The sequence below is a fragment of the Nocardiopsis sediminis genome (genome assembly GCF_042650565.1).
GTDB lineage: Bacteria > Actinomycetota > Actinomycetes > Streptosporangiales > Streptosporangiaceae > Nocardiopsis_B > Nocardiopsis_B sediminis.
This window is the reverse complement of the sequence record NZ_JBHSBH010000020.1, coordinates 132,515-144,060: the sequence shown is the minus strand read 5'-3', so window position 1 is coordinate 144,060 and position 11,546 is coordinate 132,515. Positions and strand designations below refer to the sequence as shown.

The window sequence follows — 11,546 nt, the reverse complement described above, 5'->3', positions numbered from 1 at the left end:
TGTGGGCTCCGGAGCCGTCGTCGTAGAGACGTAGTAGAGGAGTGTGCATGGTGGCGTCGCGGTCGCGCCGGTCGGTTCTCGCCGTGCCCGGGTCCAGCCCGCGGTTCATCGAGAAGGCGCGCGGCCTGCCGGTCGACGCGTTCTTCTTGGACCTGGAGGACGCGGTCGCGCCGGCGGAGAAGGAGGCGGCGCGCGCCCGTGTCGTCGCCGCCCTCAACGAGGGCGGGTGGGGCGACCGGGTGCGGGCGGTGCGCGTGAACGCCCTGGACACCGCGTGGACGTACCGCGACGTGATCGCGGTCGCCGAGGGCGCGGGGGCGAACGTCGACTGCCTGATCCTGCCCAAGGTCACCGGGGCCGAGCAGGTGCGCTGGCTGGACCTGCTGCTCACCCAGATCGAGCGCGCCGCGGGCCTTGAGCCGGGCCGCATCGGGATCGAGGCGCAGATCGAGGACGCCCGCGGGCTGGTGGACGTCGACGCGATCGCCGCGGCGTCGCCCCGGCTGGAGGCGCTGGTCTACGGCCCGGCCGATTTCATGGCGTCGCTCAACATGAAGTCGCTGGCCGTCGGCGAGCAGCCGCCCGGCTACGACGTCGGCGACGCCTACCACTACGTGCTGATGCGCATCCTGACCGCCGCCCGCGCCAACGGCCTCCAGGCCATCGACGGCCCCTGCCTCCAGGTCCGCGACACCGGCGCGTTCCGGCGCTCGGCGGGCCGGTCGGCGGCGCTGGGCTTCGACGGCAAGTGGGTGCTGCACCCGCTCCAGGTCGATGCGGCCAACGAGGTCTACGCGCCCGGGCAGGAGGACTACGACCACGCCGAGGCGATCCTGGACGCCTACGAGCACGCCACGACGGTGGAGCGCCGAGGTGCGGTGATGCTCGGCGAGGAGATGCTCGACGAGGCGTCGCGCAAGATGGCCCTGGTCATCGCCCACAAGGGCCGGGCAGCGGGCCTGCGCCGCACCCCCTCCTAGCGGCGGGCGGTTCCCCCGCCCGGGGGACGGCTGTAGATTTGCTTGACAGAGTCAACGAATCCGGCCGAGCAGACCGAGGGGAACAGAACATGGCCGCCGAACCCGCACTTGTGCCCGCCGCCGACATCGCCGAGGTACGGGCGTTCAACCGGTTCTTCACCCGGCGTGTGGGGGTCCTGCGCCCGGGGCTGCTGGACTCGCCGTTCTCGCTGACCGAGTCCCGCATCCTCTACGAGCTCGCCCACCGCGACAGCACCGAGGCCGTCGACCTGCGCCGGGCGCTCGACATGGACGCCGGGCAGCTCAGCCGGGTCCTCACCCGGATGGAGAGCAGCGGCCTGCTCACCCGCACGGCGTCGCCCGACGACGGCCGCCGCCAGGTGATCGCGCCCACCGGCGAGGGCACCGCGGCCGCGCGGACCCTGGACGGCCGCTCCACCGACCAGGTCCGCGAGCTGATCGGCCACCTCTCCCCCGCCGACCGGGAACGGCTGGTCGCGGCGCTGCGCAGCGTCCGCCGGCTGCTCGCCGAGCCCGGCGCGGAGCCCGCCGGCGCCGACCCGGTGCTGCGGCCCCTGCGCCCCGGCGACCTCGGCTGGGTGGTCGAGCGCAACGGGGCCCTGTACGCCGCCGAGCACGGCTTCGACCACACCTACGAGGCGCTGGTGGCCGGGATCGCCGCCGACTACGGCCGCACGCACGACCCCGCGTGCGAGGACGCCTGGATCGCCGAGGCGGACGGCGAGCGCGCCGGCGCCGTCTTCTGCGTCCGCGAGGACGACACCACCGCCCGGCTGAGGCTGCTGCACGTGGAGCCGTGGGCGCGCGGCCGGGGCATCGGCGGCCGGCTGGTCGGCCACTGCATCTCCTACGCCCGTTCGCGCGGCTACACGCGCATGGTGCTGTGGACGGTCTCGGTGCTGGCGTCGGCGCGGCGGATCTACAAGGGCGCCGGGTTCACCCTGGTGGAGGAGGACCCGGCCCCGCGGTTCGGCCGCGAGCTGGTCGGCCAGACCTGGGAGCTGGACCTGCGGCGGGCGCCCTCATCCGCCGGCGCCGCGCCTCTTACCGGAGGCTAACCCTCATAGGCCACGATGTGCCTATGAGCCCAGCCAGCCGCGTGCTGATCGCCGACGACGACCGCGCCATCCGGGAGTCCCTCGAACGGGCCCTCCAGCTGGAGGGCTACTCGGTGCGGACCGTGAGCGACGGGGTGCAGGCCATCGCCGCCGTGCACGCCGACCCCGTCGACCTCCTCGTCCTGGACGTGATGATGCCCGGTGTCGACGGCCTCGGCGTGTGCCGGGTGCTGCGCGCGGAGGGCGACCGCACGCCCATCATGATGCTGACCGCCCGGGTCGAGACCCCCGACCGGGTGGCCGGGCTCGACGCGGGGGCCGACGACTACCTCCCCAAGCCGTTCGAGCTCGACGAGCTGCTGGCCCGGCTGCGGGCGCTGCTGCGCCGCGCCGCCCCCGTCTCCCCCGATGAGGGCCCCGAGCCCCTCCTCCAGGTCGACGACCTGCGGCTGGACCCGGCGGCGCGGCGCGTCTGGCGCGGCGAGCGCGAGGTCGAGCTGTCCAAGACCGAGTTCGACCTGCTGGAGCTGCTCGTCCGCAACGCCGGGATCGTGCTCGACCACGCCACGATCTACGACCGGATCTGGGGCTACGACTTCGGGCCGGAGTCCAAGAACCTCGCGGTCTACATCAGCTACCTGCGCCGCAAGCTGGAACCGGCGGGGGCGCCGCAGCTGATCCAGACCGTGCGCGGGGTCGGCTACACGGTGCGCCCGCAGGCCCGCCGATGACCTGGGTGCGTTCCCAGGCGGCCGCCCTGCTGCGGCGGTGGCGGCCGGTGGCCGACTGGCGGCTGGGCACCCGGTTCGCGGTGTGGTTCGCGCTGGTCGCGGCGGCGGTCATCACCCTGGTGGGTGCGCTGGCCTACAACACGGCGGCCTTCATGATCCGCACCGACCACGAGCAGGAGTTCGACGCCACGGTGGCGGGCCTCAGCTCCGACCTGCGCACGCCCCCGCAGCCGAACACGGGCGGCGGCCCCGGCGGGAGCGGCTTCACCTTCCTGCACTCCGACTCCTTCGTCTTCCAGGTGGTGCGGCCCGACGGCGGCCTGAACGTCTCCGTCCAGAGCCCCGAGGCGCTCGAGATCCTGCCGACGACCGACGAGGACCGCGAGATCGCCGCCGAGCAGGAGCCCGGGGTGGTCGCCACCCGCGAGGGGGCGGCCAACGGCGAGGACTACCGCATCGCCACCGTGTCCATCGGCGGCGGCTCCGGGGCCATCCAGATCGGGCAGCGCCTGTCGCCGACGGAGCGGATGCTCGACTCGCTGGCGTGGCAGATGGTGGGCGTGGGCGTGGCCGTGCTCGTCGGCGCGGGCATCGCCGGCTGGCTGGTGGGGCGCACCGTCACCGGCCGGCTGGTCCGCCTCACCGAGGCGGCCGAGTACGTCAGCTCCACCGGGCGGCTGGACCACCCCGCCCCCGGCCGGGAGGAGGCCGGCAACGACGAGGTGGGGCGCCTGGGCAACGCCTTCAACGCGATGCTGGCCCGGCTGGCCGGCGCCAAGGAGGAGCAGCGGCGGCTCGTGCAGAACGCGTCCCACGAGCTGCGCACCCCGCTGACCAGCCTGCGCACCAACGTCAGCGTCATGCGGCGGATCGACCGGCTCGACCCCGAAGCCCGCGACCGGCTGATCGACGACCTCCAGGGTGAGACCCGCGAGCTCACCGACCTGGTCAACGAGCTGGTGCAGCTCGCCACCGACAGCCGCGAGGACGAACCGCCGCGCGAGGTGGACCTGCGCGGCATCGCCGAGCAGGTGGCCGCGCGCGCCCGGCGGCGCACCGGGCGCGAGATCACCGTCGACGCCGACGACAGCACCGTCATGGGCGTCCCGGGCGCGCTGGAGCGGGCGCTGTCCAACCCGGTGGAGAACGCCGCCAAGTTCGACCCCGACGGCACCGCCCCGATCGAGATCGTGGTGAGCCGGGGCCGCGTGGAGGTCCGCGACCGGGGTCCCGGGCTCGATCCCGGCGAAGCCGACCACATCTTCGAGCGCTTCTTCCGGGCGACATCGGCGCGCTCGCTGCCCGGGTCGGGCCTGGGGCTGTCGATGGTGCACGACATCGCGATGGCCCACCACGGCGGGGTGTTCGCGCACAACCGGGCCGGCGGCGGAGCCGTGATCGGCTTCTGGGTGCCCACTCTCCCCTGACGCCGTAGGGTGGTCCCTCACCGGCCGCCGGGCGCGCGAACGCTCCGGACTGGGTAATCTCGGTTTGCCCTTTATCGTCGTTTCACTCGCGTCCTATCAAGATGCCCGCAGGTCAGGTCCGTTCGACGGTACCGGGATGCGGCCGTCCGGACCGGTGGAGTGTTCCGCGGGCGGCACGTAGTGATTCAGGTCCGAGGCCCCGCGGGGACGTCGCGTCGGCGGACGCATCGGCCGGACACATCGGGGGAAGGGCGGAGCCGGTACATGACGTGGTCTGTCACCGTTGCCATCGCGGGGGCGCTGGCCGCCGCTCTGGGTGCGGCCCTCCAGGAGCGCGCCGCGATGCGGGCGCCCGTTGCGGGCATCAGCCAGCTGCGGCTCCTCCGGCACCTGGCGCGCAGCCGCAGATGGTGCGCCGGGTCGCTGCTGACCGTGGGCGGGGTCGGGGCGCACATGTGGGCGCTGGGCCACGCGCCGCTCATCATCATCCAGCCGATAGGGATCAGCGGCCTGCTCTTCGCCGTCCTGCTCTCGGCCTTCTTCCGCAAGCGGCGGCCGTCGGCCCAGCAGATCTTCGGGTCGCTCGCGGTGACGGCCGCCCTCGCCGGGCTGCTGTCCACGGTGCCCTCGCACGCCGGCGCCCCCCATCTGACATCCACCGAGATGGTGTTGATGCCGCTCGCCTGCGCCGCGGCGATGCTGCTGTGCGTGGCGGTGGCGCGGCTGGTGGGCGACGCCGCACGCGCCTGGACGCTGGCCGTGGCCGGCGGCGTGGCCTACGCCATGACCTCGGCGCTGGCCCGGGTGATCGGGGTGGGCGCCCTGGCCGACCCGCTCGCGGTCCTCAGCCCGCTGACCGTGGTCGCGCTGGTGATCGGCCTGTGCGGCGCCCTCGTCGTGCAGAACTCCTACCGCACCGGCCACTTCGCGCTCGCCTACGCCACCCTGCTCATCAGCGATCCGTTCGCCGCCACCCTGATCGGGGTGGCGTTCTTCGGTGAGCGGGTGCCGAACGACCCCGTCAACGCCTCCGTGGCGATCGTGGCCGCCGTGGTCGGCACCATCGGGGTGGTGACGCTGGCGCGGTCGTCGCGCCCCGGCTCGCCCCGCCCCGTTCCGGCGGTTCAGGCGCCCGCGAGCCCCGAGACCCGCACCCGGGCCACGTCGCGGTAGATCCGCTCGAACCTCGCCAGCGACACGCGTTCGTCGTGCCGCACGGCGATCTCCCGGCTCGCCTCGCCCATGCGGGCCCGCTCCGCGGGCGACACCAGGATCTCGGTGAGGAACTTGGCCAGGGCGCCGCTGTCACCGGGCGGGTAGAGGTAGCCGTTGCGCCCCGTGTGGACCAAGTGCGGCAGCGCCATGGCGTCGGCGGCGACCACCGGCAGCCCGCTGGCCATGGCCTCCAGCGTGGCGATGCTCTGCAACTCCGCGGTCCCGGCGATCGCGAAGGCGTCGGCCGCCCAGTACACGAGCGGCAGGTCGCGCTCGGGCACGTAGCCCAGGAAGTGCACCCGGTCGGCGACGCCGCACCGCGCGGCCAGGGCCTCCAGCAGCGGCCGCCGGACGCCGTTCCCGGCGAGGACGAGCTGCGCGCCGACGGCCCGGAGCCGCGGAACGGCGCGGATCAGCTCCTCGACCCGCTTCTCCTCGTCGAGCCGCCCGACGAAGGCGACCGTGGGGCGGTCGGGGAGGCCGAACCGGGCGCGCACCCGCGGGCGCTCGGCGCCGGGGTCGGCGAGCGGGTGGAACCGGCGCAGGTCGATCCCGCACGACACCGCCTCCACGGGGCGGTCGAACCCCTGGTCGAGCAGGAGCTGGGCGGCGATCCGGGTGGGGGTGGTGATGTGGTCGGCACCGGCGAGCACGCGGACGAAGTCGTGCCAGGCCGCCCGGCCGATCCGGCCCCGCAAGGGGGCGGGCACCCGCAGGTGGTGGAAGAGGTTCTCGGGCATGAAGTGGTTGGTGGCCACGACCGGGATGCCGTAGCGGCGGGCCGCCCCGATCAGCAGGCGGCCGACGATGAAGTGGTTCTGCACGTGGACGGCGTGCGGGCGCAACCGGACCAGCAGCCGGCGGGTGTGGCCGGCGGCGCCGGGCGGGAGGGTGAGCCGGAGGGTCTCGTGCGCGAGCGACGGCACCGAGCGCAGCCGGTGCTCGACCACGCCGCCGTCGCGGGCGACACCGGGCGGGCCGTGCGCCGACTGGCACAGGACGTGGACGTCGGCGCCGCGGTCGGCGAGCCCCTGGGCGAGGCGGGCGGTGAAGAAGGCGGCGCCGTTGACATCGGGCGGGTAGGTGTCGGTCCCGATGAGGACCCGCAGCCGTCCCGTGCCCGCGGCGTCCTCGCGGGCGTGGGCGCCGCCCCGGTCGGGGGCGCGGCCACCGGTCGTGGGGGGAGGGGGAACGGCCATGGTTCGATCTCTCCTGGTGTCGGCGCGGGGCGGCCCCGTCCGGCACGGCCATGGTGGCCGCCCCGGGCCCACCGGAGGCGGAACCATTGCGGAACGTGTCGCACCCCTACCGCACCGTGACTCGAACGATACCGTCCGCCGCCCCCGGCCGAAGGCCCGACTTGCAGAGCCGTTGGAGCCGAGCAAGAAGGCGAGCGTGCCCATAGGACCAAACGACACAGCGCATCCGCCGCGTCCGCCGATGCCCGCCGCCCCCGCGGGCGGGCATCGGACCGCGTCCGGCGCCGGCCTCCGGGCCCGCGGGGCCGGGTCACCCGTCCGGCCCCCGGTCGGGACGGGTCCCCCATCCGGCCACGCGGCCCGGCGGCCGCGCCACACCGGTCCGGAGCGCCCCCCTACCCGCCCCGGCCCGGCCGACCGGGTCAGCCGCCGATGCTCTCGGCGGACTGGGCCGACAGCGTGATCTCGACCTCCGCGTCGTTGCCGTCGCGGGTGTAGCCGACGGTCACGGTGTCGCCGGGCTCGTGCGAGCGGACCGCCGCGATCAGCGCGTCCGGGCTCTCGACCGACTCGCCGTCGATGGAGGTCACGACGTCGCCGCGCTCCAGTCCGGCCTCGGCCGCCGCCCCGCCGCGCGAGGTCTCGACGATGGTCGCCCCCGTGCCCTGGCGCGGCTCGGAGATGGTGGCGTCGATCGCGGCGTACTCGGCCGTCCCGGTCTCGATGAGCTGCGCGGCGATCGTCCGGGCCTGGTTGATCGGGATCGCGAAGCCCAGCCCGATCGACCCGGCCTCGGCGCCCTGGCCCGCGGTGAGGATCGCGGTGTTGATCCCGATGACCTCCCCGCTCATGTTCATCAGCGGCCCGCCGGAGTTTCCGGGGTTGATCGGTGCGTCGGTCTGGATGGCGTTGATGACGGTCGCGGTGCGCAGCCCGGAGGACTGGCCGCCCTCGTCCGGCGGGGCGAGCGGGTCCTGCTGCTCGGGCTGCTGGCCGGCGTTGCCGGTGTTGACGGGGCGGTCGACGGCGCTGACGACGCCGGAGGTCACCGTCCCCGACAGCCCCAGCGGGGAGCCGATGGCGACGACGTCGGCGCCGACCTCGACCCGGTCGGAGTCGCCGAAGCTCGCGGCGGTGAGGCCGTTGACCCCGCTGGCCTGGATGACGGCGAGGTCGGACACCGGGTCGGCGCCCAGGACCTCGGCCTCGGCCTCGCTGCCGTCGTTGAACTGCACGAGCACCGGGCCGTTGGCGCCGGCGACCACGTGGTTGTTGGTCAGGATCTGGCCGTCGTCGCTGATGACGACGCCGCTGCCGCCGCTGCCCTCGCTGGTCTGGATGGACACCACACTGGGCAGGGTCGACTCCGCGACGGTGCTGACCGTGCCGGAGGACGCCGAGCCGGACGGGGGGCCGGTGAGGGAGCTGACGCCGCCTCCGTCGAGGAGCCGGGTGGTCACGATGGCGGCCGCCGGCCCCACGATCAGGCTGGTGGCCAGGGCGGTGACGGCGGCGACGCCGAGCACCTTGTTGCGCTTGAAGAAGGGCTCGCGCTTGGGGCCGGAGCCGGGCGCCGGCATGCCGAACGCGGCCTCGGGCGGGGTGGGCGGCAGTCCTCCGCCGGCGGCACCGCCTTCCGGCGGGCGGGCGAACGATCCGGTGGTGGCGCCCGGGTGGGGACCGGTGCCGGTGGTGCCGGTGTCCCACGGGGAGGCTGCGGACGCGCCGAACGCGCGGGTGTCGCCGTGGGGCCCGTGCCAGCCCGCGTGCGGGGCGTGGGGTGCGTGCCCGGTGGCGCCGATCGCGTAGCCGCCCGGCGTTCCGGGAGCCGGCGGCTCCGGGGTGCCCTCCGGCCCCGATGCGGCGCCGGCGGAGCGGGTCGACCACAGGGTCGTGTCGGCGGGCCCGGACGGCTCGCCGTAGGCGGGCCCGCCCGTATCGCGCTCGGGGTAGACCGGATCGACGTACCTGGGATCGCTGGAAGCGGACTGGCCTGCGGCGTCGCCGGGCACATCGTCGGGCCGCCGGGCGCCGGTGCCGTCAGCGGGGTCGCCGTGGGGGGAATCGGGTGCGCTCATGTGGTCCTCCGGGATCCTCATCCTGATTGGTACGAGCATCGTCGGTTCGGGTTAGAACGCGGTGAGACGGCGGGAAGGCCGGGTTTCGAGTCCATCATCACCACCCCGGCCCCCCGGTTTCGGACGACACGCCACCGGGTCGTCTTTTGTCCGTTAGAAGCGACATCGGCGCGTCGTCCCCGCGGGCGGGCGATCCTGACCGACGATGGATCCAGTTCCACCCGTCCTCTCACACGGTCCGCCGCGTGGCCGCCCACTGACCCAAAGTCCGCAGGCCACGCGGTGTGTTCACGATGGCGGCGCCCGCTAGGGCCGCCGTCCGCCGCCCTCCCCGGTCTCGGCCGGGAGCCCGGGGTCGGGAGCCCAGGCGCTCCACGACCCGGGGTAGAGCCGCGTACCGGTGTATCCGGCGTGCTCAAGGGCGAGCAGGTCGTGGCAGGCGGTCACGCCCGACCCGCAGTAGGCGGTGATGGTTTCGGCCGTGTCCGCGCCCAGGGCGGCGAACCGCTCGCGCAGCCGCTCGGGTGTGGCGAACCTCCCATCCTCGGCGAGATTGCCGGCCCAGGGGGCGCTGCGGGCGCCGGGGATGTGCCCGGGGCGCGCATCGACGGGCGCGGGGGCCTCGCCCGTGTAGCGGACGTGGGTGCGGGCATCGACCAGCAGGCCGGCGGGGTCGCCGATCCCGGCGCGGACGGTCGCGGTGTCCACGATCCGGTCGGCGGGCCAGGGCACGGAACTGCGCAGCGCGGGGCGGGGCTCGGCCGGCCACCGCTCCAGCCGCCCGGTCCACGCCTGGACACCGCCGTCGAGGACCGCCGCCGGGGTGCCGATCGCGCGCAGCATCCACACCAGGCGGGCGGCGACCGAACCGCCCGCGTCGTCGTAGGCCACCACCCGGGCACCGTCGCCGATGCCGAGCATGGACAGGGTCGCGGCGAAGGCGTCGGCACTGGGCAGGGGGTGCCGGCCGCCTTCGGGCGACGCCGGTGCGGACAGGTCGACGTCGACGTCGACGAAGACCGCCCCGGGGATGTGGCCGCTGTCGTAGGCCGCGCGCCCGGAGCGGCCGTCGAGGTACCAGCGGACATCGGCGACGACGAAGTCGTCGCGGCGCTCGGCCACCAGCTCGGCCGGGACGACGACGGGCAGGTCGCTGCTGCGGTTCTTTGGTGCCATGCCCGCAAGCTACACGGCCGCGCCGCGCCGGGTGGCGCACACCCTCAAGCCGGGGCGGCCTGCTCCAGGCGGCGGACGTGGCGCAGCCACAGCAGGCCCAGCACCGGCAGGACCAGCGGGATGAACAGGTAGCCGCTGCCGAACCGGGACCAGACGGTGTCGTCGGGGAAGGCGGCGGGGAAGGCGAGGCTGAGACCGCCGACCACGAGCACGCCGAGGAGCTCGACGGCGCACGACACCATGGCCACGCGGTGGGCGGTGCGGCCGCGCCGGGCGATGCCGACGGCGGCCACGATGTAGACCGCCCCGGCCACAGCGGACAGCAGGTAGGCGAGGGGGGCGTCCTCGAACCTCGTGAGGATCTGCACGGCGGCGCGGGCCGTGGCGGCCAGGGCGAAGACCGCGTAGACCGCGATCAGTACCCGCCCGGGCCCGGTGCGCGAGGCGGGCTCAGACACGGGAGGGGTCCCAGATCTGCTCCAGCCGCACAATCATGACCGGGAGGATGAGGCAGGCGAAGGCGATCACCGCGGGGCCCCACCGGCTGCGCTCCATGAACCCCCACACGGCGCAGGCCGGGGGGATGAGGACGATGGTGGCGAGGTAGCCGATGAAGGTCACGGTCTCGGCGGGGCGCTCGCCTCCGGCCATCAGCACGCCCGAGACCACTGCCTGCCCGATGACGAGCAGCCACAGCACGCCCATGGCCACCAGGTGGGGGACCAGCATCGGGCGGTCGCGGAAGGTGGTGATCAGGCACCACACGGCGATGATCAGCGACGCGATCTCGATGGTGGTGGTCAGCGCGTCGACCACGCCCGCCTCCGTTCCCTCTACTACGACACAATGTAGTACCGGGTTCGGCGGGCGGGGAAATCGGGTGGCCGGGCCGGGGGGCGGGTTACAGCAGCGACACCACCGTGCCGCCGAGCAGGCCGCCGATGGCGCCGCCCAGGAGCGGCCCGACCACGGGCACCCAGGAGTAGGCCCAGTCGGAGGTCTGCTTGCCCGCGATCGGCAGCAGCTGGTGGACGATGCGCGGGCCGAGGTCGCGCGCGGGGTTGATGGCGTACCCGGTGGGGCCGCCCAGCGAGAGCCCGATCCCCACCACCAGCAGGGCCACGATCAGCACCCCGGTGCCCGACGCCTGGAGCTCCCGGTAGGCGCCGGTGATGACGATGACGAAGACGAGCGCGAAGGTCGCGATGATCTCGGTGACGAGGTTCAGCCCGCTGCGGCGGACCTCGGGCTCGGTGGAGAAGATGCTCAGGAACGGGCCCGGCGACTCCCGGAACTGGCACAGGTAGGTGAGCCAGACCAGGAAGGCACCGAGCATCGCGCCGAGCACCTGCGCCGGGATGTAGGTGGGGATCTTGGAGAAGTCGCCGGTGGCGAACGCCAGACCTACGGTCACCGCCGGGTTGATGTGCCCCCCGGACAGCGGGAAGGCCATATAGGCGCCGGCCAGGACGCCGAACCCCCACCCGAATGCGATGGCGACCCACCCCGCGCCCTTCGCCTTGGACTTGTTCAGCGCGAGGGCGGCGCAGACGCCGCCACCGAACAGCACCAGGAGCGCCGTGCCGAAGAATTCGCCCACAATGCCGGCCCAGACACTCACACTCACAGGAACCCCCGATGCGACGAGCGAAGAACGATGA

At 74.3% G+C, this 11,546-nt stretch carries 11 protein-coding genes; 5 read left to right on the top strand and 6 right to left on the bottom strand.

Annotated elements, in window-relative coordinates; genetic code table 11:
• Positions 1–47 precede the first annotated feature (47 nt).
• The 5 genes from ACFOVU_RS28355 (at position 48) to ACFOVU_RS28335 (ending at position 5,390) form a co-directional block, all read left to right on the top strand.
• Positions 48–980 (top strand): HpcH/HpaI aldolase/citrate lyase family protein, encoded by a 933-nt coding sequence (locus ACFOVU_RS28355; protein WP_378538512.1) that lies wholly within the window; start codon positions 48–50, stop codon positions 978–980.
• A gap of 89 nt (positions 981–1,069) precedes the next feature.
• Positions 1,070–2,059: a bifunctional helix-turn-helix transcriptional regulator/GNAT family N-acetyltransferase gene (locus ACFOVU_RS28350; RefSeq protein WP_378538510.1), complete on the top strand. Its 990-nt coding sequence runs from the start codon at positions 1,070–1,072 to the stop codon at positions 2,057–2,059.
• 23 nt (positions 2,060–2,082) lie between these two features.
• The gene (locus ACFOVU_RS28345; RefSeq protein WP_378538509.1) at positions 2,083–2,790 is read left to right on the top strand and encodes a response regulator transcription factor; all 708 of its coding nucleotides are present in this window, start codon (positions 2,083–2,085) and stop codon (positions 2,788–2,790) included.
• Entirely contained in the window at positions 2,787–4,217 is a 1,431-nt protein-coding gene (locus tag ACFOVU_RS28340; protein WP_378538507.1) for a sensor histidine kinase, read from the top strand. The genes ACFOVU_RS28345 and ACFOVU_RS28340 overlap by 4 nt, the downstream gene beginning before the upstream one ends.
• A gap of 264 nt (positions 4,218–4,481) precedes the next feature.
• Positions 4,482–5,390, top strand: a complete 909-nt coding sequence (locus tag ACFOVU_RS28335; RefSeq protein WP_378538506.1) for a DMT family transporter — start codon at positions 4,482–4,484, stop codon at positions 5,388–5,390.
• Here ACFOVU_RS28335 and ACFOVU_RS28330 read toward each other — a convergent pair.
• The 6 genes from ACFOVU_RS28330 to ACFOVU_RS28305 all read right to left on the bottom strand — a co-directional run bounded on the left by ACFOVU_RS28330 (position 5,342) and on the right by ACFOVU_RS28305 (position 11,506).
• The gene (locus tag ACFOVU_RS28330) at positions 5,342–6,631 is read right to left on the bottom strand and encodes a glycosyltransferase (protein WP_378538504.1); all 1,290 of its coding nucleotides are present in this window, start codon (positions 6,629–6,631) and stop codon (positions 5,342–5,344) included. The two genes, ACFOVU_RS28335 and ACFOVU_RS28330, sit on opposite strands and share 49 nt — an antisense overlap.
• 422 nt (positions 6,632–7,053) lie before the next feature.
• Positions 7,054–8,709 (bottom strand): trypsin-like peptidase domain-containing protein, encoded by a 1,656-nt coding sequence (locus ACFOVU_RS28325; RefSeq protein ID WP_378538503.1) that lies wholly within the window; start codon positions 8,707–8,709, stop codon positions 7,054–7,056.
• Positions 8,710–9,015: 306 nt separating this feature from the next.
• Positions 9,016–9,885: a sulfurtransferase gene (locus tag ACFOVU_RS28320; protein ID WP_378538501.1), complete on the bottom strand. Its 870-nt coding sequence runs from the start codon at positions 9,883–9,885 to the stop codon at positions 9,016–9,018.
• Between the two features lie 44 nt (positions 9,886–9,929).
• A complete protein-coding gene (locus ACFOVU_RS28315) occupies positions 9,930–10,343 on the bottom strand; it encodes a hypothetical protein (RefSeq protein ID WP_378538500.1) in 414 nt (137 codons plus the stop codon).
• Positions 10,336–10,701, bottom strand: coding sequence for a hypothetical protein (locus ACFOVU_RS28310; protein WP_378538498.1), 366 nt, complete (start codon positions 10,699–10,701; stop codon positions 10,336–10,338). Before ACFOVU_RS28310 ends, ACFOVU_RS28315 begins: the two co-directional genes overlap by 8 nt.
• A gap of 85 nt (positions 10,702–10,786) precedes the next feature.
• Positions 10,787–11,506, bottom strand: a complete 720-nt coding sequence (locus tag ACFOVU_RS28305) for an MIP/aquaporin family protein (protein WP_378538497.1) — start codon at positions 11,504–11,506, stop codon at positions 10,787–10,789.
• Positions 11,507–11,546: the final 40 nt, after the last annotated feature.

Excerpts from the sequence above, each read along its gene's own strand:
- ACFOVU_RS28355 (WP_378538512.1), top strand. The coding sequence starts at position 48 with ATGGTGGCGTCGCGGTCGCGCCGGTCGGTTCTCGCCGTGCCCGGGTCC.
- ACFOVU_RS28350 (WP_378538510.1), top strand. The coding sequence starts at position 1,070 with ATGGCCGCCGAACCCGCACTTGTGCCCGCCGCCGACATCGCCGAGGTA.
- ACFOVU_RS28345 (WP_378538509.1), top strand. The coding sequence starts at position 2,083 with ATGAGCCCAGCCAGCCGCGTGCTGATCGCCGACGACGACCGCGCCATC.
- ACFOVU_RS28340 (WP_378538507.1), top strand. The coding sequence starts at position 2,787 with ATGACCTGGGTGCGTTCCCAGGCGGCCGCCCTGCTGCGGCGGTGGCGG.
- ACFOVU_RS28335 (WP_378538506.1), top strand. The coding sequence starts at position 4,482 with ATGACGTGGTCTGTCACCGTTGCCATCGCGGGGGCGCTGGCCGCCGCT.
- ACFOVU_RS28330 (WP_378538504.1), bottom strand. The coding sequence starts at position 6,631 with ATGGCCGTTCCCCCTCCCCCCACGACCGGTGGCCGCGCCCCCGACCGG.
- ACFOVU_RS28325 (WP_378538503.1), bottom strand. The coding sequence starts at position 8,709 with ATGAGCGCACCCGATTCCCCCCACGGCGACCCCGCTGACGGCACCGGC.
- ACFOVU_RS28320 (WP_378538501.1), bottom strand. The coding sequence starts at position 9,885 with ATGGCACCAAAGAACCGCAGCAGCGACCTGCCCGTCGTCGTCCCGGCC.